This window comes from Lutimaribacter marinistellae (genome assembly GCF_042648365.1).
GTDB lineage: Bacteria > Pseudomonadota > Alphaproteobacteria > Rhodobacterales > Rhodobacteraceae > Lutimaribacter_A > Lutimaribacter_A marinistellae.
Genome location: NZ_JBHRXI010000004.1, coordinates 263,308 through 282,829 on the forward strand (window position 1 = coordinate 263,308; position 19,522 = coordinate 282,829).

The 19,522-nt window shown below is 60.7% G+C and carries 18 protein-coding genes; 10 read left to right on the forward strand and 8 right to left on the reverse strand.

The features are described from left to right. Positions 1–3: 3 nt before the first annotated feature. Positions 4–627 (reverse strand): TetR/AcrR family transcriptional regulator, encoded by a 624-nt coding sequence (locus ACFORG_RS05835; protein ID WP_386734446.1) that lies wholly within the window; start codon positions 625–627, stop codon positions 4–6. A gap of 127 nt (positions 628–754) precedes the next feature. Between ACFORG_RS05835 and mbfA the strand changes: the two genes are divergently transcribed. From mbfA to ACFORG_RS05865, 6 genes are all read left to right on the forward strand, one after another. Then, positions 755–1,729, forward strand: a complete 975-nt coding sequence (mbfA, locus tag ACFORG_RS05840; protein ID WP_386734447.1) for an iron exporter MbfA — start codon at positions 755–757, stop codon at positions 1,727–1,729. 43 nt (positions 1,730–1,772) lie between these two features. After that, entirely contained in the window at positions 1,773–2,702 is a 930-nt protein-coding gene (locus ACFORG_RS05845) for an AEC family transporter (RefSeq protein WP_386734448.1), read from the forward strand. Between the two features lie 65 nt (positions 2,703–2,767). Continuing rightward, positions 2,768–3,598, forward strand: a complete 831-nt coding sequence (gene fghA / locus ACFORG_RS05850; protein ID WP_386734449.1) for an S-formylglutathione hydrolase — start codon at positions 2,768–2,770, stop codon at positions 3,596–3,598. Continuing rightward, positions 3,595–4,044, forward strand: coding sequence for a YaiI/YqxD family protein (locus ACFORG_RS05855; protein ID WP_386734451.1), 450 nt, complete (start codon positions 3,595–3,597; stop codon positions 4,042–4,044). Before fghA ends, ACFORG_RS05855 begins: the two co-directional genes overlap by 4 nt. Positions 4,045–4,195: 151 nt before the next feature. Continuing rightward, on the forward strand, positions 4,196–4,816 hold the full coding sequence (locus tag ACFORG_RS05860) for an HAD family hydrolase (protein ID WP_386734452.1): 621 nt from the start codon (positions 4,196–4,198) through the stop codon (positions 4,814–4,816). Beyond that, positions 4,813–5,733, forward strand: a complete 921-nt coding sequence (locus ACFORG_RS05865; RefSeq protein WP_386734453.1) for an ornithine cyclodeaminase family protein — start codon at positions 4,813–4,815, stop codon at positions 5,731–5,733. Before ACFORG_RS05860 ends, ACFORG_RS05865 begins: the two co-directional genes overlap by 4 nt. Here ACFORG_RS05865 and ACFORG_RS05870 read toward each other — a convergent pair. Then, entirely contained in the window at positions 5,721–6,968 is a 1,248-nt protein-coding gene (locus ACFORG_RS05870) for an MFS transporter (protein WP_386734454.1), read from the reverse strand. The two genes, ACFORG_RS05865 and ACFORG_RS05870, sit on opposite strands and share 13 nt — an antisense overlap. Before the next feature lie 147 nt (positions 6,969–7,115). Here ACFORG_RS05870 and zapE point away from each other — a divergent pair, with 147 nt between their 5' ends. After that, a complete protein-coding gene (gene zapE, locus ACFORG_RS05875) occupies positions 7,116–8,174 on the forward strand; it encodes a cell division protein ZapE (protein WP_386734455.1) in 1,059 nt (352 codons plus the stop codon). A 15-nt stretch (positions 8,175–8,189) separates the two neighbouring features. Here zapE and ACFORG_RS05880 read toward each other — a convergent pair whose 3' ends face one another. The 5 genes from ACFORG_RS05880 to ACFORG_RS05900 are packed head-to-tail and all read right to left on the reverse strand — an operon-like array spanning position 8,190 to position 14,860. Beyond that, positions 8,190–9,473, reverse strand: a complete 1,284-nt coding sequence (locus ACFORG_RS05880; protein WP_386734456.1) for a bifunctional folylpolyglutamate synthase/dihydrofolate synthase — start codon at positions 9,471–9,473, stop codon at positions 8,190–8,192. Between the two features lie 21 nt (positions 9,474–9,494). Beyond that, positions 9,495–9,800, reverse strand: coding sequence for a monooxygenase (locus tag ACFORG_RS05885; protein ID WP_386734457.1), 306 nt, complete (start codon positions 9,798–9,800; stop codon positions 9,495–9,497). Positions 9,801–9,837: 37 nt separating this feature from the next. Further along, a complete protein-coding gene (accD, locus tag ACFORG_RS05890) occupies positions 9,838–10,788 on the reverse strand; it encodes an acetyl-CoA carboxylase, carboxyltransferase subunit beta (protein ID WP_386734458.1) in 951 nt (316 codons plus the stop codon). Positions 10,789–10,848: 60 nt separating this feature from the next. Next, positions 10,849–11,736, reverse strand: coding sequence for a CPBP family intramembrane glutamic endopeptidase (locus tag ACFORG_RS05895; protein WP_386734459.1), 888 nt, complete (start codon positions 11,734–11,736; stop codon positions 10,849–10,851). After that, positions 11,729–14,860, reverse strand: coding sequence for an ABC transporter transmembrane domain-containing protein (locus tag ACFORG_RS05900; RefSeq protein ID WP_386734460.1), 3,132 nt, complete (start codon positions 14,858–14,860; stop codon positions 11,729–11,731). The genes ACFORG_RS05895 and ACFORG_RS05900 overlap by 8 nt, the downstream gene beginning before the upstream one ends. 215 nt (positions 14,861–15,075) lie before the next feature. Between ACFORG_RS05900 and ilvD the strand changes: the two genes are divergently transcribed. The 3 genes from ilvD to ACFORG_RS05915 all read left to right on the forward strand — a co-directional run bounded on the left by ilvD (position 15,076) and on the right by ACFORG_RS05915 (position 18,142). After that, on the forward strand, positions 15,076–16,839 hold the full coding sequence (gene ilvD, locus ACFORG_RS05905; protein WP_386734461.1) for a dihydroxy-acid dehydratase: 1,764 nt from the start codon (positions 15,076–15,078) through the stop codon (positions 16,837–16,839). Positions 16,840–16,992: 153 nt separating this feature from the next. Beyond that, entirely contained in the window at positions 16,993–17,754 is a 762-nt protein-coding gene (locus ACFORG_RS05910) for a DUF6478 family protein (RefSeq protein WP_386734462.1), read from the forward strand. Between the two features lie 13 nt (positions 17,755–17,767). Then, the gene (locus tag ACFORG_RS05915) at positions 17,768–18,142 is read left to right on the forward strand and encodes a hypothetical protein (RefSeq protein WP_386734463.1); all 375 of its coding nucleotides are present in this window, start codon (positions 17,768–17,770) and stop codon (positions 18,140–18,142) included. Between the two features lie 35 nt (positions 18,143–18,177). On the opposite strand, the gene ACFORG_RS05920 is transcribed toward ACFORG_RS05915, so the two are convergent. Next, entirely contained in the window at positions 18,178–19,515 is a 1,338-nt protein-coding gene (locus ACFORG_RS05920) for a S41 family peptidase (RefSeq protein ID WP_386734464.1), read from the reverse strand. Positions 19,516–19,522 lie beyond the last annotated feature (7 nt).

Here is a 19,522-nt window from a genome sequence, read left to right on the forward strand (position 1 = left end):
GGTTCAGGTTTTCGAGCCGTATCGCGCCATGAACATCTCGGTCACGTGGCCTGCGACTTCGTCGATTTCCTCGTTGGAAAAAACGCTCTGCACCCCGAAAACCGCTCGGTTCCACAGGCGCGTCTTGCAGAGTTCCGAAAACTGCTCGGCCGCCATAGGGATGTCGTCGATTTCCAATTCGCCCTGCGCGACGGCCTTTTCGAGATACTCGCTGATCCGCAACTTGCCGTTTTCCGGACCAGCCTCGTAGAAGGCTCGGGCGAGTTCCGGGAATCGCTCCTTTTCGGCGACGCAGATCCGGAACACCTGCTGCGCGAAATCGGACACCAGAAAAGCGATAACATTCGAAGCCGTGAAGTGCAGCACGTCCCGAGCTGGTCGCGTTTCGTCGATCATGGAGCTGATACGGTCGGCCATCAGGCAGCACTCTGTCTGCGCTACTTCCATGAACAAGAGCCGCTTGTCGGGGAAATAGCTGTAAAGCGTTGCCTTGGACACACCCGCCGCCCGTGCGATATCATCGACGCTGGCGCCCTCGAAACCGTCGGCCATGAACACGTCGCGCGCGCCTCTGAGTACCTGGTCGAACTTGCGGCCGGTGCGCAGAATGGTCGCGGCTTCGGTCATTGGGGCTCCTTGGAGTATTCGGTTCGACAAATGTATAAACCGGTCAGTTCAGTTTCAACGATTCTCGGGACGCTCTGCAGGACGCCGCCCCATGCCAAAGCAACAGCCCCAGTAAATGCGAGGTTCCATGCGATTTCTGCCTCAGCGTAAACGGTTCAAGGATCTGTCCGAACAGGAAATCCTGGCCCTCGCGATATCCTCGGAAGAAGATGACGCACGAATTTACCGCAGCTATGCCGAGATGCTTCGGTCCGAATTTCCCGGAACGGCAAAGCTGTTCGATGGCATGGCGCAGGAAGAAGACACGCATCGCGCCCGCCTGATAGCCGCCCACGAACAGCGCTTTGGACCGGTAATACCGCTGATACGGCGAGAGCATGTCGCAGGCTTTTACACCCGCCGCCCCGTTTGGCTGGTCGAAAACCTTGGCATTGAACGGATTCGCGAAGAAGCCGAGGTAATGGAAGCCGATGCCGAGCGGTTCTATTTGGCCGCCGCGCAACGGACCAGCGATAGCGCAACCCGAAAGCTGTTGGGCGATCTGGCCGCCGCTGAGGCCGGGCATCAGGCCACGGCCGCTTCACTGGAAGAGGAGCACTTGCCGCAGGATGCCAAGGCAGAGGAAGAAGCGACCTCTCACCGCCAGTTCATCCTGACATGGGTGCAACCGGGGCTGGCCGGCTTGATGGATGGCTCTGTTTCAACCCTCGCGCCGATCTTTGCAACGGCGTTTGCAACACAGGACACCTGGACAACGTTCCTTGTCGGAGTGGCTGCGTCGGTAGGGGCGGGCATCTCGATGGGCTTTACCGAGGCCGCATCGGATGACGGGGAACTGTCCGGACGCGGTTCACCGATCAAGCGGGGGCTGGCGTCTGGCGTGATGACAACGCTGGGCGGTCTGGGACATGCCCTGCCCTACCTCATCCCCGAGTTCTGGACTGCAACGAGCATCGCGATTTTCATCGTGTTCTTCGAGCTTTGGGCCATTGCATGGATCCAGAACAAGTACATGGAAACGCCGTTCTTCAGAGCAGCGTTTCAGGTCGTTCTGGGCGGCGCGCTGGTGCTGGCGGCCGGGGTTCTGATCGGCAGCGGATAGGGGCGCGCTTGCGCTCTGGTAATTTCATGTTACCAGATGGCTCATGGTCGAGATCTTCCTGCGCACGCTTCCGTTCTTCGCGATCATCGGCCTGGGGTTCTGGGCCGGTCGCACCCGGTTCTTTACCGAGGAAGCGACCGCCTACCTGACGAAATTCGTCTTTTTCTTTGCGCTCTCGGCGATGCTGTTCCGGTTTTCGGCGACGCTTTCTTTCGAAGAGATTTTCAACGGCCGGCTAGTGGTCGCCTATCTGTGGGGAACGGCCGCCGTCTATGGCATCGCGACACTCGTGGCATTTCTTCGCGGCCTTGACGTTCCGACCGCCTCTGTCGAAGCGCAATGCGCGGCAATCGGCAATGTCGGCTTTCTTGGTCTGCCGATGCTGGCCACGTTGTTCGGAGAGGCTGCGATCGGGCCCGTCATGCTGGGATTGACGGTCGATCTCGTGGTTTTCTCTTCACTGATCGTGATCCTGATCAACGGTGGGCGCGACGGGCGATTGACGCTCAACACCTTGCGTCTGATCGGGCTTGGCCTGCTCAAGAACCCCATGATCGCGTCGATCACGGCAGGGCTCATGTGGTCGGCGTTCAGCCTGCCGATCCCGCGCCCGATGAATGACTTCCTGACCATTCTCGGCGGTGCCGCCACGCCCGGCGCCCTTTTCGCAATCGGCGCCTCGTTGGCGGGCCGTTCGGCGGAGCGCGTGCAGATTGCTGCATGGCTGAGTTTCTGCAAGCTGGTCCTGCATCCGCTGTTCGTGGCGGTGGGAGTGCTGGTCCTGTTTCCAGTGGACACGTTCTCGGCCTCGGTCATCATCGCGGCATCGGCCCTTCCGGTGGCGGGCAATGTCTACATGCTGGCCGCCCATTACGGTGTCGCGCCGCACCGGGCCTCGGCGGCAATCCTTCTGTCGACCGCCGTCAGCATCCTGACGGTTCCGCTGGTCATTGCCTGGGTCGGGACACCCTGAGGCTTTACGCAGCGCCGCGCGCCCGATAGCCATGGTGCAAATCATTGCTCGAGGAGCGCATTGTAATGGAAACGCTGTCCGAAAACGCCTGCTTTGGCGGGATACAAGGTGTCTACCGACACAACTCCACATCCTGTCGCTGCGACATGACCTTTGGCCTGTTCCTGCCGGAGGAGGCGCGTGACGGACCGGTGCCCGTGCTGTGGTACCTGTCGGGCCTGACATGCACGCACGAAAACGCGATGACAAAGGCAGGCGCCCAGGCCTGGGCTGCCGAGCAGGGCATTGCGCTGATCTTTCCCGACACGTCGCCCAGGGGCGAGGGCGTCGCGGATGACGACGACTATGACCTGGGACAGGGCGCAGGGTTCTACGTAAATGCCACGCAAGACCCTTGGGCCAAGCATTTCCGGATGTGGGACTACGTGGCCGAAGAACTGCCCGCACTTGTGTTCGAGAATTTCGAGCTGGATTCGGATCGCCAGGCTATCACCGGCCATTCCATGGGCGGCCACGGTGCCCTGGTGATGGGGATGAACCTGCCAGCGCGGTTCCGCTCAGTCTCGGCCTTTGCGCCGATTTCGAACCCGACCGCGTCGGATTGGGGCCGCAAACAGTTTCAAGCCTACCTGGGCGACGAAAGCCCGGACTGGCTGAAATACGATGCGACCGTGTTGATGAAGGAGGTAGGGTTCGATGGCCCCGTGCTGATCGATACGGGCACCAAGGACCAATTCATCGACCTGCTGCGCCCCGAAGCCCTGGCACAGGCCGTAGCGGCGCGGAGGCAGCAGGCGGTGCTTCGGATGCAGCCCGGGTATGACCATTCCTATTTCTTCGTATCGAGCTTCATGGAGGATCACGTGGCCTTTCACGCGGAGCACCTTTACGCGTGACCCTGTTCGTCGATGCCGACGCGTGCCCGGTCAAAGACGAGGCCGAGCGCGTGGCTACACGGCACAAGGTGGCCATGAAACTGGTCTCGAACGGAGGATTGCGCCCATCGCGCAATCCTCTTGTCGAAGTTGTAGTCGTGCCCGAGGGGCCTGACGCCGCCGATATGTGGATCGCCGAACGTTGTGGCGCCGGCGATGTTGTCGTGACCTCGGACATCCCGCTTGCCGCGCGCTGCATCGAGGCCGGGGCACAGGTCCTTAGGCACAATGGCGAACCGATTACCGGGGCCAATATCGGGCAGCAACTGGCCATGCGCGATCTGATGGCAGATCTGCGTGCCGCCAATCCGCTGGGCACGGGCGGCGGAGGCAAGATGTTTTCGAAGGCGGATCGGGCCCGCTTTCTCGACACACTGGAACGGATGCTGCGCAAGGCGGTGCGGTAGGGCTCCCGCCCGAAAGAGGCGCATGCAAGATGCGCCCTTTCGGTTGGGCCGGGCGCCGCGCTGTTGCGCGGCGCGGTTGCGACGGGCAGGCGGGGGTTGCGCTTGAGCGCGCGGCTTGGTTCTGTGCCAGCAGGCGGGACAGGAGAGCGACATGAATGTCGAGGCGGTGATTTTCGATATCGGTAACGTTCTGATAGAATGGCAACCCGAACGCCATTACGATCGGGTGATCGGCCCCGAACGCCGCAAGAGAATGTTCGCCGCGGTCGACCTGCACGGCATGAACGATCTTGTCGACCAGGGCCAAAACTTCACCGACACGATATATGCCTGGGCCGAGAAATACCCCGAGTGGCGCGACGAGATCCGTATGTGGCATGACGACTGGATCTCACTCGCATCGCCCGCCATTCCGCATTCGGTGCGCCTGATGCGCGCCTTGCGGGCACAATGTGTGCCGGTCTTTGCGCTGACGAACTTTGGAGTGCAGAATTTCGACTATGCCTGCACGATCTACCCCTTTTTGAACGAGTTCGACCGGCTCTACGTTTCGGGGCGGATGAAGACAGTAAAACCCCGCGCCGAGATCTATGAACGGGTCGAGGCCGATTGCGGGATCGCAGCGGAGTCTCTTCTGTTCACGGACGACCGGCAGGACAACATTGCCGCGGCGCAGGCGCGCGGCTGGCAGACACACCATTTCGACGGTCCCGATGGCCTGGCACACAGATTGGTGACCGAAGGGTTGTTGAAGGAAAGCGAGGCGGCATGACGATTCCATTTATCTCGTTCGAGGACGGCGAAGCACAGATCAACTGGATCGGCCTGACCAATGCACTCGTATCAGGACATAACCTTGCCAAGGCCGAGATCGGCGACACGTTTTTGTATCGAGACCCCGATACGCTGTTGTCCCGCGCCGCGTGGATCGACGGGCTCGGCATGGCAGTCAAGACCGCCACCGTATTTCCCGGCAATCCCAAGTCTGGCAATCCGATGGTCAATGGAGGGGTCAGCCTTTACGACGACACCGATGGCACCCTGTCCGCCCTGATCGATTTCCACCTCGTGACGAAGTGGAAAACAGCCGGGGACAGCCTGTTGGGTGCGCTGCGCCTGGCCGATCCCGACAGCCGCGAAATCCTGATCGTTGGCGCGGGAACGGTTGGCCGCTCTCTGGTGGAGGCATTCGGTGCGGGCTTCCCCAACGCCAGGATCAGGCTGTGGAACCGGACGCTATCCAAGGCGGACGAGCTGGCCAAAAGCCTTGATGGCGTCGATGTCGCAGCGGATCTTGCGGAGGGTGTTGCGCGCGCGGATATCATCGTGACCGCAACCATGTCGACCGAGCCCGTGATCCGCGGCGAATGGCTGCGCGCCGGTCAACATGTGAACCTGATCGGTGCCTACCGTCCCGACATGCGCGAGGCCGATGACGAAGCCCTGCGCCGAAGCCGTATCTTTGTCGACAGTTTCGACACCACAATTGGCCATATCGGCGAGATCGAGATCCCGCTGTCCGAAGGCACGATCACGCGCGACGATTTGCTGGCGGATTTCTATTCGCTGGAGCGTTTCCAGCCAGACCCGGACGCAATAACGCTATTCAAGAACGGTGGCGGTGCCCATCTGGACCTGATGACAAGCCGTTACATCCTTGACCGCTGGCGCGAGGCTCAGGCCGGCTGAGCCACTGCAGCCAGGCGGGGCTTCTCGCGGATGGGCAGGTGCACGATGGCACTGAACGCGCCCACGCCAACGCCGATCCACCAGACCATCGTGTAGTCGCCATAGAGGTCGTACATGCGTCCACCCAACCAGACGCCGAGAAATCCGCCGATCTGGTGGCTGAGAAACACGATGCCGTAGAGCGTGCCCATGTAACGCAGACCGTAAAGATGCGCCACGAGACCGGAGGTCAGCGGCACGGTCGCCAGCCACAATGAGCCCATTACAATCGAGAACACGATGACGGACAGGGGCGTGATGGGCATGAGGATGAAGACGGCCGCAGCAACGGTCCGCGCGGTATAGATTCCTGTCAGCAGGTATTTCTTGGGAAAGTGATTTCCGGCCCAACCGGCCAGCAGGGTACCCACGATGTTGGCCATTCCAATCAATGCGATCGACACCGCGCCGAGAGCAGAGGTCGTGGTTACGCCCATCGAATGCAGCACTCCGCCCGGCATGATCGGCCCACACATTTCGGTCACGAAGGCGGGGAAATGCGCCGTGACAAAAGCCAACTGGTAACCGCAGCTGAAAAACCCAAGAAAGATCAATGCATAGGACGGGTCACGAAAGGCGCGCCCGAGGATCTGCCCCATGCTTTCTTCGAGTTCTGCCTTGGAAGCAGGCGCAGGTGCACGCATCAGCGGAAGGGTCAGAACAAGCGACAGGATCACCGCCGCAAAGACAAGGAAGACCTGTTGCCAGCCCAAGAACGTCAACAGGTACTCGGCCACGGGCGCCCCGACGACCTGACCAAGGCTGCCGGCCGCGGTCACGATGGCCAGGGACATCGACCGGTTGGCGTCACTCGAAGCGCGCCCGACCACAGCCAGCACGACGCCGAAGCCGGTACCCGCGATGCCGAAGCCTACGAGCCAGGCGTAGAGTTGATGCTCTACCGGTGTTGTCGACCAGGATGTCAGGACCATCCCCGCCGCATAGGTCAACGCACCCATGATGATAGCCTTGCGGTCGCCAATCCGTTCGGCAATCGCGCCGAAAATGGGTTGGCCGATCCCCCAAGCGAGGTTCTGGATCGCGATGGCCAATGAGAACTCGGCACGTGGCCAGCCAAACTCCTCTGCCACCGGAATCTGGAAGACGCCAAAGGAAGCGCGGACCGCGAAGCTGACCATGATGATGATGCAGCCCACGATCAGGACAGGCGTGAAAAATGATGTTGAGCGATCCACGAAAGGCTCCCGGAATTTCGAAACTCCTTTTCACGTCCATTCGCCGCACCGTCAATTCAGGAGTTTTGAGGCCTCGCATCAAATATTCTGATGCGTGCCTGACCCGTCCTTCTTTCCAAGGCTTTCGCGCCGCGTTAAGCCTGCGCCATGACAGAGGTGAGCGAACTCTATGCGTCCCGCGTGGCAGAAGGCGTGCTGCATCATGATGCCGCACAGGAAGCCGTCTTGCCGGAATTCGAACGCATTCGCGCAGGCGTAGCCGCGCCACCCCGCCGTGGTCTGTTCCGCAAGGCACCACCACCGCCCAAGGGGCTATATCTCTGGGGGGGTGTCGGGCGCGGAAAATCGATGCTGATGGATCTTTTCGTCTCGTCGCTTGGCGACGTACGAGTGAGGCGGGTACATTTCCATGCCTTCATGCAGGAAATCCACTCAGGGCTGCACGAGGCGCGTGAACGGGGCGTGCAGGACGCGCTGTCGCCCGTGGTCGCGCGCGTCATCGCTACGGTCAAGGTGCTGGCCTTCGACGAGATGCAGATCACCGACATTACCGATGCGATGATCGTCGGACGCCTTTTCGAGGCGCTGTTCGACGCGGGCGTCGTCGTGGTGACGACATCGAACCGGCATCCCGACGAGCTTTACAAGGACGGCCTGAACCGACAACTGTTCCTGCCCTTCATCCAGCTCATCAAAGAGCGGATGGTCGTGTGGGAGATGGAGAACGAAACCGATTACAGGCAAGACCGCTTGAAAGGGCAAGAGGTGTATTTCACACCGATCGGTCCCGAAGCCCGGCAACAGATCGAAGTGGTCTGGCAGGACCTGACCGGCGGAGAAGCCGAACCGCTCAAGCTGCACGTCAAGGGTCGCACCGTTACACTTCCAGCCTTTCGAAACGGAATCGCGCGCGCCTCGTTCTATGACCTGTGCGGCAGGATGCTTGGTCCCGCAGATTACCTCGCCGTGGCCGATGCGGTTAAGGTACTCGTGCTCGAGGACATCCCATGCTTGTCGCGAAACAACTTCAACGAAGCCAAACGCTTCGTCACGCTGATCGATGCGCTCTACGAGGCAAAGGTCAGGTTGATCTGTTCAGCCGCTGCCGAGCCGGAATACCTCTATCTCGAAGGGTCCGGCGCGTTCGAGTTCGAGCGTACCGCCTCGCGCCTGCGGGAAATGCAGGCCGAAGACTGGGGTCAGTAGCGTGCGGTCAACTGTTCAGGCGTTTTCCCGTAGGATGTGACCGGCAAGGTAAAGGGATCCGCAAATCAGCACGCGAGCCTGTGGATCGCGGGCCAGAATTGTTTCGAGAGCTTCGGAAACCGAGTTGGCGGTCGCCGCTTCCATCCCAACCGAAGAAGCGCTGGCAGCGGTTTCCCCGGCGCTCAGCGTCGCACTTTCGCCCGGGATGGAAACAGCCGTAAGGCTGACGGCCTGCGCCGCGAGCGGTCGCAAGTATCCTGTGACGTCTTTCGTGTTGAGCATCCCGCAGATCAGATGCGTCGGGCGGTCGGGAAGTTCGGCCAAGACCCGCGCGAGCATTTCGCCGGCTGCCGGATTGTGTCCACCATCCAGCCACAATTCCGCGTCACCCGCCGCCGAAACCAAAGGACCCGAGCGCAAGCGCTGCATGCGTGCGGGCCATTCGGCGCGCGTAACGGCAGCGTCGCATGCTTTTTCACCCAGGTTCAGATGACGCAATGCAGCCAACGCAACGCCTGCGTTCTGGATTTGATGCGGACCCCGCAGGTTTGGCAACGGCAGGTCACACAGACCTGTTTCGTCCTGATAGACCAGCCGCCCATGTTCAGTGGTGACATGCCAGTGTTGGCCATACACCTTGAGCGGCGCACCAAGTCGGTCGGCGCGTGCTTCGATGACTTCCAACGCCGCTTCGTCTTGCGGACCAACGATGCAGGGCACACCGCGCTTGATGATCCCCGCCTTTTCGCCGGCGATCTGCGGTAGTGTATCGCCCAGAAACTGCTGATGATCGACCGAGACAGGCGTGATGATCGTCAGCGCGGGCCGTTCGATCACGTTCGTTGCATCAAGACGCCCGCCCAGACCGACTTCGAGCAGCGTGTAATCGGCCGGTGTCCGGGCGAATGCCAACAGCGCGGCGCAGGTCGTGATTTCGAAATAGGTAATGCTCTCACCGCCATTGGCAGCGTAGCATTCGTCAAGGATGCGGGTCAGGTCGGGTTCCGAAATCAACGACCCCGCCACCCGGATACGTTCATGGAAACGTGCCAGATGGGGTGAGGTATAGGCGTGGGCCGTCAGTCCCGACCCCTCGATCCCCGCTCGGATCATGGCCAGCGTCGACCCCTTTCCGTTCGTGCCTGCAATGTGGATCACCGGAGGCAAATCGCGTTGCGGGTTGCCCAAAGCATCGAGCAGCCGCCAAACGCGATCAAGCGTGAGATCGATGATTTTGGGATGCAGCGCCATCATTCGGGCGAGAATGGCGTCAGAGCCGGAGCGTCCGTTATGGTTCATGGTGGACCTTGGAAAAACCGATCAGAGCGGAGCGCGTGTCGTTTTGGACAAGGCTTCGTTCACATCGAACATCAGTGCGTTGATGCCGGTGATCCCGAACGCCGCAAGCCGTTCCGTGTGCTTGTCGCGATAGGCCTCGGCGGCGGAGCGGGACGTGAAGACGTAGACGCCCCCGGCCCGGCCTTCGTCACGGTTTTCGGTCCAGACTTTCCAGACCAACCCGTCCTCGCCAGCGATATCCTGTGCTAGCCCGACCATGGCCTCGGCCATCTCATCGCCCCAAGGACCGGAATATGGGAAGTCGAACTGGATCAACGTGTGGGTCATGTCACTCACTTCCTGTGCCTCACCAAACGATACCCTGTCAGGGAGTCTTTTTCTCGGCTGATTTCGTATCGGATTCAGGCACTTCCTGAGGCGCCGTTTCGGGCAGCGCGGGCGCGGGCAGGTCGCCCTTGATCGCCGGCGGCATATCGAGAAGCATCCGGGTGATCGTGATCAACTCGTCACGCAGTTCAAGCCGCGAGGTCACGCGGTCAAGCATCCCGTGATCGAGCAGGTATTCGGCGCGCTGGAAACCTTCGGGCAGTTTTTCACGGATCGTTTGTTCGATGACGCGGGGGCCTGCAAAACAGATCAGGGCATTCGGTTCAGCGATCTGTACATCGCCCAGCATCGCATAGGACGCCGTGACACCACCGGTCGTCGGGTGGGTAAGCACCACGATATAGGGCAGGTCCGCCTCTTTCAGCATCTCGACAGCAACCGTCGTGCGGGGCATCTGCATGAGGCTCAGGATGCCTTCCTGCATGCGCGCGCCACCGGCAGCCGAAAACAGGATCAGGGGGCGCTTGAGCTTCACGGCCTCTTCGGCCGCGGCAATAATCGCATTGCCGACATACATGCCCATCGATCCGCCCATGAACGAGAAGTCCTGCGCCGCGGCCACGATCGGAGTGCGTCCGATCTCTCCGCTGGCGACAAGCATCGCTTCCTTCTCGCCAGTTTGCTTCTGAGCCGCCTTCATCCGATCAGGATAGCGTTTCTGGTCGCGGAAATGCAGCGGATCGACCGTCGGCGTCGGCACGTCCACCTCGGTAAAGATACCGCCGTCAAAGAGGGCCGTGAACCGGTCGCGTGGCGTGATCGCCATATGATGGCCGCAATTGGTGCAGACGTTCAGATTATCCCTGAGTTCGCGGTGGAACAGCATGGTTCCGCACTCTTCGCATTTATGCCAGAGGTTTTCGGGCATTTCCCGGCGCGAGAAGATCGAGTTGATCCGCGGCCGGACGTAGTTGGTGATCCAGTTCATTGGCGAAACCTCTGACGCAGCGTCTCGCGCTCAGATAAGCCGGTGCGACGGGAATTGCAATCAACGCCTGAGAACCAGCCGGGCGGCCAGCCAAGCCACGACCATCAGCGCGAGGTCGACCACCAACCAAGCCTGCAACAGACCAGTATCGTCCATGTCATAGGGCGCATTGTACAGGGCCAGACCATCGAGGCTGTCGGGCAGGGCGACGAAGAGCAAGGCTATTACGTTGTTGAAGAAATGTAGGGCAATCGCGGGACCCAGCGTACCGCTTCGCGCAGTCAGATCCGCCGCAAGCAGACCAAAAAGGCCTGCCCAGGCGGTTATCATCAACCCTGTGTTTCCCGGCAACTCCGTCGAGTAGTGCCCCACCGCGAACAGGGCCGATGGAAGGCCGATCCAGATCACCGGACTGCGGAACCGCGCAGCAAGGCTCTGCTGCAGATACCCTCGAAAAAGGATCTCTTCGGCACTGGTCTGAATCAGAACGGCCAAAAGCGAAAGCGGCAGGAGCGCGAGCCAATGCCCGAAAGACAGGTTTGGTTCCAGTGGTTCTCCCATGTCATAGGGTGGAAGCAACAGGAGCGCAGTTCCAAGGCAGGCAAGCGCAACCGAAACCATCCAGAACTGTCGCCACAAAAGCCTGAAAGGACCGAGGATCGAAGCAAGACCGCGTTGCTGCAGCAGCCTTGCGGCTATGGCGGTGCCCACCGTCACAAAGGCGAAGTTGGCCAACAGGATCAGAAGTGCACTCGGGCTCGACCCCGTCATTACGTCATCAGGCAGCACCCCGCCGCCAATGCGCGTCCAAACCATCAGCGTGCTGGCGTTCAGGGTAAAGACAACCGCCCCGACCACCAGGACACCGAGCAAGAGCCTCCAAAGTGCCGCGCGCGGGCGCACAGGGGCGACCAGTTCCTCATGCGCGGCGTACTGGGCCTCAAGCATCATGGGCACCTTCATATTGGCGGTGCATCATCTCGGGCGGCAGTCCCGTGCTATCCTCGTCATCCAGATCGGCCATGCGTATTTTTGTTTCGCGCAAGGCTTCGGCCGCCGAAACCAGATGCCGCGCGACAGCTTCGAGAAGCCGGGTCGCGACATGTGGATCATTGTCGATCACCGCACGGAATTCCTCGGCGCCGATGCGAAGGAAGCGGCTGTTCTCGACGGCGATCAAATCCATCTGGCGAGGCGTGCGGGTAATGATCGACAGATCTCCTATCAATCGTCCAGGCGTTATGTGCGTAACGGGACGACGGCTTTCCTGATCCTCGGCCCAGCGCAACAAAGCATGGCCCTCAAGACAAAGATAGGCTGCATCGGCAGGCTGTCCTTGGGAAAAGATGACCTGACCGGCCGCGACCTCGTACCATTGGGCGGAGAAGGCAAGAAGCCGCTGATTGCGGACGTTCAGGCCGGAGAACAGCTCTGTCTCGGCGATGATACGCTGTTTGCGCGCCAGATCAGCGGCGGCACCGGGTTCGGACACCTCCAGGAGGCTGCGCTGCACACCGTCGATCCGTCCATCGCGTATTTCGACGAACAGATCGTAGTTCTCCGGGTGGCCGAACTTGTCTTCCATGAAGATCATGATCGAATTCGGCAGCAACTCTCTCAGCTTTTCGCGGGTTCGAAGCCGGCTTTTGGAGTCGTGGCTGGCCAAAGCCCGGTCCAGCACAAGGATGTCGGGCCGCTTGATGCCCGCACGAGAAAAGGCCGCGCGTTCCTGAAATACGGTCGGCAGGTTCGTACCCCCCAGTCCCGAGGGCAGATCGTAGATGATCGAAGCAACCCGCTGGCGCAGCCCTGCCTCGATCAGTACTTCGGCCACGACATCCTCGATCGCGTCAGCCTTGGCGCCCGCCATCAGCGAAACCCGTCCGAAGAGGGCGTTTTCCATCACCGTCATGCGCGGAAGGTAACGATCCGGGGCGACCGCCTCGAACACGCCGTGCATCGACTCGCGCAGCGCCTCGGCGCGCGTGCGGCGGATAGCGAGGATCTTGTCCTTGTACTCCTCAGGGAAGCCGCTGCCGATCTGCTCTGCCGTCAAAAGGAACGGTACGGTCAGCAAGAGCGCATATTCGGCGTCCGACAATGCCTCTTCGCCCTTCGTTGCGTGGCGGTCTGCAATGTCGAGCAACCGGTGATACATGTCCGCCTCCATCCCCAAGCGAAGAAAGAGGGGATGATCAGTATCTTCCCGGCCAAACGTCTGTCGAAGCGTTTCGATCACGCCCAGCGCCATGGCGACGCCCTCTTCGTCCAGATCCTGTTCGCGCAGCATCCCGAGGAAGCGCGTGTCTTCGGCGAGTGTTTCGGGAGAGATAAGCTCCCGCGGGGCGGCGTAGAGCAGGTTACCACCGAGCGGCACCGCCGGGTTGAAGCTTTCGGGATCGAAGCGATACACCGCATCGTCCAGCCCGGCGGCCTCGATTCGCTCGGCGACTTTGGGTCGAAGGTCCACGATCGCGCGGGCAAGTCTTTGGTGCATCGCAGGGTCAAAGGTCGATCTGAGCGTTCGGCGGAACATGAACTCGTCATTACCCATCGCCTCAACCAGCTTGAACCACCAGTCACGGATCTGGTCCCCATCCGTCAACCCGGCCAAACCCGGATCGATCCAGTCTGCATCGAGCGAGTCGCGGCTGTTGCCTGCGCGGATCGCTTCGGACATGCGCTCGCTGCGGGTCTTGGGGGCGAGGGGGTCGTTTTGGGGATGCGTGCGCAACGGCATCAGGAGGTTGTCGCCAAGAGTGCCATCAAAAAGATATGGCCGCGAATGGGCGTAGCCTATGCGCGCTGCGATGATCGACTGGTGCAGGCTGTTTAGGTCATGACCCGACATGACCACTTTGCCCCGCACGGGCAGAACCTCACGGGTTAGCAATTCCGCCAGCGCCGTCCTCTCGGCTGCCCGGTTCGACTGGATTGCCACGCGTGCACCGGGCGGGATGGTCAGTGAGATGTCCTCGAGGATCGTATTGCCTTCGTGGTCACGCACGGTGACGTTCTGCAACTCGATTGGCCCGTTCAGGCGTGGAATATCCGAGGGTTCACCTTCGAACAGGTCCTCAGGGATCATGTTGCGCGGCGCGAAACGCTCGGTCACGATCTGCCAGCGCAGCGACATGTCCTGGACCTGGTTGTAGTAGGTCAAGAGCTCTTTCCACGGGCTGGACAGGTCCTTGTAAGCCGCCAGCGCGGCGACAAGCGCCCCGACGGTAACCTGACCCTGAATGACAAGATATCCGCCAACCGAGTAGAACAGGAACGGAGTCAATTGAGTGATCAGGTTGTTCAGGAACTTCATGAAGAATTTCTTCTGGTAGATCCTGAAGCGGATTTCGAACAGCCGCCCCAACCGGTCGGTAAACAGGGCCTGCCTGTAGCGCCATCCGCCATTGGCGCGCAGATCGCTTATGCCTGCCGCGCTTTCCCCTATCTCGGAACTCAGGTGCCTTACCTCGACGATCCGGGTCTTGTTCAGCTGGTTGATCTGACGCTGAAGCATCGGGATCAGCCACGCCTGAAGAGGGATCAGCGCGATCGAGGCCAGACCGAACCAGAAGCTTTGCATGAACAGAAAGAACACAATCGTCAGCATCTGCCCGGCCTGGAAAACCGGCTGCGCGATGGCGTCACCCATCAAACCGCCCATCGGCTCGGCCTCGGACGTGATCATGGATACCAGCTCGCCTTGGCTGGTCGACGCGAAATAGGGCTTTGGAAAGCGCATCATCCGACTGATGAGGGAGTAACGCAGCCTGCGCAGCATGCGTTCGGACAACACGCCTTTCATCGTGTTGATCTTCATCTTCATCAGCCCGCCAATCAGGACGGTTGCAAAGAAGGCTGCGCACAGCAGCAACAGGTATTCCACCTGCGAAAACGTCATGCCCCATACCGTCACGGTCGGGTTCACGGCACCGATGGCATCGTTGATGATCCGCTTGGGCAGTTCGAGCGAGGCATACAGGAACGGAAACGAGGCAAGCGTAAGAAAGAGCAGCACGAACTGCTGCCTCTTCGAGTACTTCCAGATAAAGGAGAAAAGCGAGGCTTCCATCGCCTGTTCCTGTCCCGTGCCCCGCGTGCCGTCCGCAGGCCAAGAACGGTAAGCATTCGCCCTTTGCGATACAAGCCGAACGACCCGTTTTGTCACAGGACACTTGCAAATTGGGCTGTGCGGATATGATCGGCAGGCTTGCCGCGGCTTTGTCTCTTGTTCACTTCCCGGTGCAGGGCTATTGCCTGTGAGAGATCTAATCCGGGAGGCCAGCCATGCTCAAGCGCAAGTTCGACAAGTCCAAACTGCCCAGCCGTCACGTGACCGAAGGGCCCGAGCGCGCGCCGCATCGTTCGTACTACTACGCGATGGGCATGACCGAGGACGAGATCCACCAGCCGCTGGTGGGCGTCGCGACCTGCTGGAACGAAGCAGCACCCTGCAACATCGCACTGAACCGCCAGGCTCAGGCCGTCAAGCTGGGCGTCAAGGCGGGCGAGGGTACCCCGCGTGAATTCACAACCATCACCGTGACCGACGGGATCGCCATGGGGCATGAAGGCATGCGTTCCTCGCTCGCGTCGCGCGAAGCGATTGCCGACACTGTCGAGTTGACAATGCGCGGCCACTGTTACGACGCGATCGTGGGTCTCGCGGGATGTGACAAATCCCTGCCGGGCATGATGATGGCGATGGTACGTCTGAACGTGCCGTCCGTGTTCATCTATGGCGGGTCCATCCTTCCGGGCAAGGCACCGCAGGTGGACGAGATCCCCGAGGATTTTCGTACCCGCGATCTGACCGTTCAGGACATGTTCGAGGCAGTTGGCCGCCATCAGAACCAGCAACTGTCCGATGCCGCGCTCGACATGCTCGAGCGCGTGGCCTGCCCCAGCGCCGGCGCCTGCGGCGGGCAGTTCACAGCGAACACCATGGCGTGTGTTTCCGAGGCGATCGGGTTGGCGCTGTTCAACTCTTCGGGAATGCCGGCGCCCTACGAGTCGCGTGACCAGTACGGCGAGGCATCCGGACGGGCGGTCATGCACCTGATCGAAAAGAACATCCGCGCCCGGGACATCGTGACCCGGCAATCGCTGGAAAACGCGGCCCGGGTTGTGGCATGTACTGGCGGGTCTACCAACGCCGGCCTGCACCTGCCGGCCATCGCGCACGAAGCGGGGATCGAGTTCTACTTGGACGATGTCTGCGAAATCTTCCGCGACACGCCTTATTTCGTCGATCTCAAGCCGGGCGGGCAATTCGTGGCCAAGGATCTCTACGAGGCCGGCGGACTTCCTGTCGTGATGAACGAACTGCGCAAGGCGGGCCTCATCCACGAAGACTGCGTGACTGCCAGCGGCTATTCCGTGGCAGAGGAATTGGACAAGGTCACCCGCAAGGCCGATGGCCGTGTCATCCATTCCATCGAAACGCCGATCACCAAAACCGGCGGTGTCGTTGGTCTGAAGGGCAATCTGGCCCCGCAGGGCGCGATCGTGAAAGTCGCTGGTATCGCTGCCGAGGATCAGGTCTTTACCGGACCCGCGCGCGTCTTCGAATGCGAAGAGGACGCCTTTGCTGCCGTTAAGGCGCGCGCATACAAGGAAGGCGAGGTTATCGTCATCCGAAACGAAGGCCCGGCAGGTGGCCCCGGAATGCGCGAAATGCTGGCCACCACGGCAGCACTTTCCGGCCAAGGCATGGGCAAGAAGGTCGCGCTGATCACGGATGGACGTTTTTCAGGCGCGACACGCGGCTTTTGCGTGGGCCATGTCGGACCCGAAGCGGCGCAGGGCGGCCCGATCGCCATGCTCAAGGATGGCGACATGATCACCATCGATGCGGTGAAGGGCGAGTTGTCTGTCGACCTGTCCGATGATGAACTGGCCAAGCGCAAGGAGTCCTGGGCCGGACCACGTGAGACCATCTACGCCTCGGGCGCGCTGTGGAAATACGCGCAGCTCGTCGGAGAGACCTATAAGGGCGCGGTCACCCACCCGGGCGGCAGCGCCGAAAAACACAGCTACATGGAGTTGTGAGAGCTTCGAAAAGGCCTGTCACAAAGACGGGCCTTTTCGCAACAATCCGTTTCGCAAACGGAAAAAATCCGGCAAGCTGCGGAAACTTGGAGTTAATCAGTTAATCTCCTTACGCTAACGAAACAAAAAGCACCGCCGGAACGGGGCAGGAATTTGGGCAAGGTCCTCGACAGACTGTTTCATCTACGCGCCATGCAACGCTGGCGTCAGGCGGCGTCTGGCGCCGGTGACGCCGATCTTGCGGCGCTGCGCGTTCAACGCAACCAGGCGCGGGAATTGCGGGCGCATCTCGATCACTTGGTGCACACGGCTGATGGCAGGCTGGCGCTGCCACGCATCGGATCATCATTCTTTCCCAAGCCGCATGGCACCGACTGGTCATGGCGGCCCGAGGCGTGGCGCGGTCCTTTGCCGGTTCCCGGTCTGTCCTCGGTTCCGACCAAGTCCATGCTTGGGCACGAGGTCACTTTGTTCCATGATTGCGAGTTCTCGGAGCTCACGCTTCGTCAGTTGCGAAACCTGCGCGAAGCAGATCTTGCCCCTTATGGCCTGCGCATGGACGTCTTCAAGTTTGATGGCTCGTTCCTGTCGCTGGTGATCGACCTGCCGCCAGAAGCAGCGCGCGGAATGACACGCTCGCATCTGTTGCGGGTGGACACCATCATAGAGACCGAGAAACCGCTGGAGATATTTGCACGGCTGAATATTCGGCACGGGCCGAATACCGAACAGATCGTGCGCGAATTGCCTCTGAACGAACAGGAGGTGAAGGTGGAGTTCGACCTTGCCTATTCGCGCCTCAACGAGAAGCGGATCGAAAAGGTCTGGCTGGACCTTATTTTCGAGGCGCCCGAGATGAACCAGGTCGTGATCCGCGACCTCACCTTCTGCCGCCATCGTCGGGCGGCCCTGTGACGGAGTTCCAAGAATGAGCGACCTGACCCTCACCAAGATCCGGCTGCGCCATGGTGTATGGGAAGGCCGGATTACCGGATCGCCCGCTGGAAAAAAACCTGAGATCAAGGTTCTCTGGCTGGATCAACCTGTCGACCAGGTGGAGGTGACCGAAGGAAGCGACCCCAGTTACTGGGACCTGAAGATCACCATTCCGACCGACGCGGTCGCAGATGGCGTGCAGAGTTTCATCATTATCGACACCGAGACGAACACGAAACTCGGAAACTTCACCCTGATCGCCGGAGAACCGGTGTCAGACGACCTGCGTGCCGAAGTCGATTTGCTACGTGCTGAGCTGGACATGCTCAAGAGAGCGTTTCGGCGGCACTGCCTTGAAACGATGTAGCCGCGGGGGAGGAGTACCTCCCCCGCTGATCGTGGTCAGTCACCGGACCCGAATGCCGACAGCCCCTTGAGGATGTCGATGGCATAGGCCAGCTGGTAATCCTCCTCGCGCAGAGCGGCGGTCGCCTCGGCCTTGGCGCGGTCTTCTTCGATCTGACGGATCTGATCCTCGCTCAGGCTGTCATTGTTCAGACGCCCGCGCAGGTCCGCCTCCGAGCGGGAGGGACGGGTGGTATTTTCTTCCTCGTCATCCTCAGCCGGGCTGCGACGCGGTTGCTGCACGACGATGTCCGGGCTCACGCCCAATGCCTGAATGGATCGGCCCGACGGCGTGTAGTAACGCGCCGTTGTCAAACGCATTGCGCCGTCACCGCGTAGCGGCATTACCGTCTGCACCGAGCCTTTGCCGAAACTCTTGGTGCCCACCACAATCGCCCGGCGGTGATCCTGCAATGCGCCTGCAACGATCTCGGACGCCGACGCAGAACCGCCATTGATCAAAACGACGATGGGCTTGCCCTCGACCAGGTCACCCTTTTCGGCGTTGAACCGTTCGCCGTCTTGCGGGTCACGGCCGCGGGTCGAAACGATCTCTCCCTCGTCGAGGAACGCATCCGCGACCTTGATGGCTTGCGTCAGCAGACCGCCCGGATTGTTTCGCAGATCCAGCACGACGCCGTTAATCGCATCTATGCCACCTGCTTCTTCGATCTGCTCTTCCAACCCGTCCTTGAGGTTCGGGTAGGTCTGATCGTTGAAGGTCGTGACGCGCAGGACGACGCTTTCTCCCTCGTTGCGCGAACGAACCGCAGTCAACTTGATCGTGTCGCGGATGATGGAAACGTCAAAGGGCTCTGCCTCGCCCTCACGCACCACGGTCACGATGATCTCGGATCCGACCGGGCCGCGCATCAGTTCCACGGCCTTGTCCAGAGTCAGCCCAAGCAGGCTTTCACCATCAACATGGGTGATGAAATCACCCGCCTCAATGCCCGCCTCGTCAGCGGGCGTGCCATCAATGGGCGAGACGACCTTGACGAACCCTTCCTCTTGGGTGACCTCGATCCCGAGACCCCCGAATTCCCCGCGGGTCTGAACCCGCATCGCGGCGGCATCTTCGGGGGAAAGGTAGCTGGAATGCGGGTCAAGCGAGGTCAGCATCCCGTCAATGGCAGCCTCGATCAGGTCGCCGGCCTCGACTTCCTCGACGTACTGCGCGCGGATGCGTTCAAATATGTCACCAAACAGGTCGAGCTGCTCATAGACGCTTGCGTTGCTTTCTGCTTCCTGCGCGACAAGTGGTCCGGCCACCTGCGTGGTTGCGATGATCCCCGCCAGTGTTCCGGCAAGCCCGGCTATCAAGAAGTTTTTCATGCTCGTC

Bases quoted from the DNA above. Each gene is read 5' to 3' on its own strand.
- ACFORG_RS05915 (WP_386734463.1), top strand. From the start codon at position 17,768: ATGAGCGACCTGACCCTCACCAAGATCCGGCTGCGCCATGGTGTATGG.
- fghA (WP_386734449.1), top strand. From the start codon at position 2,768: ATGGAAACGCTGTCCGAAAACGCCTGCTTTGGCGGGATACAAGGTGTC.
- ACFORG_RS05900 (WP_386734460.1), bottom strand. From the start codon at position 14,860: ATGGAAGCCTCGCTTTTCTCCTTTATCTGGAAGTACTCGAAGAGGCAG.
- ACFORG_RS05880 (WP_386734456.1), bottom strand. From the start codon at position 9,473: ATGAACCATAACGGACGCTCCGGCTCTGACGCCATTCTCGCCCGAATG.
- ACFORG_RS05895 (WP_386734459.1), bottom strand. From the start codon at position 11,736: ATGCTTGAGGCCCAGTACGCCGCGCATGAGGAACTGGTCGCCCCTGTG.
- mbfA (WP_386734447.1), top strand. From the start codon at position 755: ATGCGATTTCTGCCTCAGCGTAAACGGTTCAAGGATCTGTCCGAACAG.
- ACFORG_RS05835 (WP_386734446.1), bottom strand. From the start codon at position 627: ATGACCGAAGCCGCGACCATTCTGCGCACCGGCCGCAAGTTCGACCAG.
- zapE (WP_386734455.1), top strand. From the start codon at position 7,116: ATGACAGAGGTGAGCGAACTCTATGCGTCCCGCGTGGCAGAAGGCGTG.
- ACFORG_RS05865 (WP_386734453.1), top strand. From the start codon at position 4,813: ATGACGATTCCATTTATCTCGTTCGAGGACGGCGAAGCACAGATCAAC.
- ilvD (WP_386734461.1), top strand. From the start codon at position 15,076: ATGCTCAAGCGCAAGTTCGACAAGTCCAAACTGCCCAGCCGTCACGTG.
- ACFORG_RS05920 (WP_386734464.1), bottom strand. From the start codon at position 19,515: ATGAAAAACTTCTTGATAGCCGGGCTTGCCGGAACACTGGCGGGGATC.
- ACFORG_RS05885 (WP_386734457.1), bottom strand. From the start codon at position 9,800: ATGACCCACACGTTGATCCAGTTCGACTTCCCATATTCCGGTCCTTGG.
- ACFORG_RS05845 (WP_386734448.1), top strand. From the start codon at position 1,773: ATGGTCGAGATCTTCCTGCGCACGCTTCCGTTCTTCGCGATCATCGGC.
- accD (WP_386734458.1), bottom strand. From the start codon at position 10,788: ATGAACTGGATCACCAACTACGTCCGGCCGCGGATCAACTCGATCTTC.
- ACFORG_RS05860 (WP_386734452.1), top strand. From the start codon at position 4,196: ATGAATGTCGAGGCGGTGATTTTCGATATCGGTAACGTTCTGATAGAA.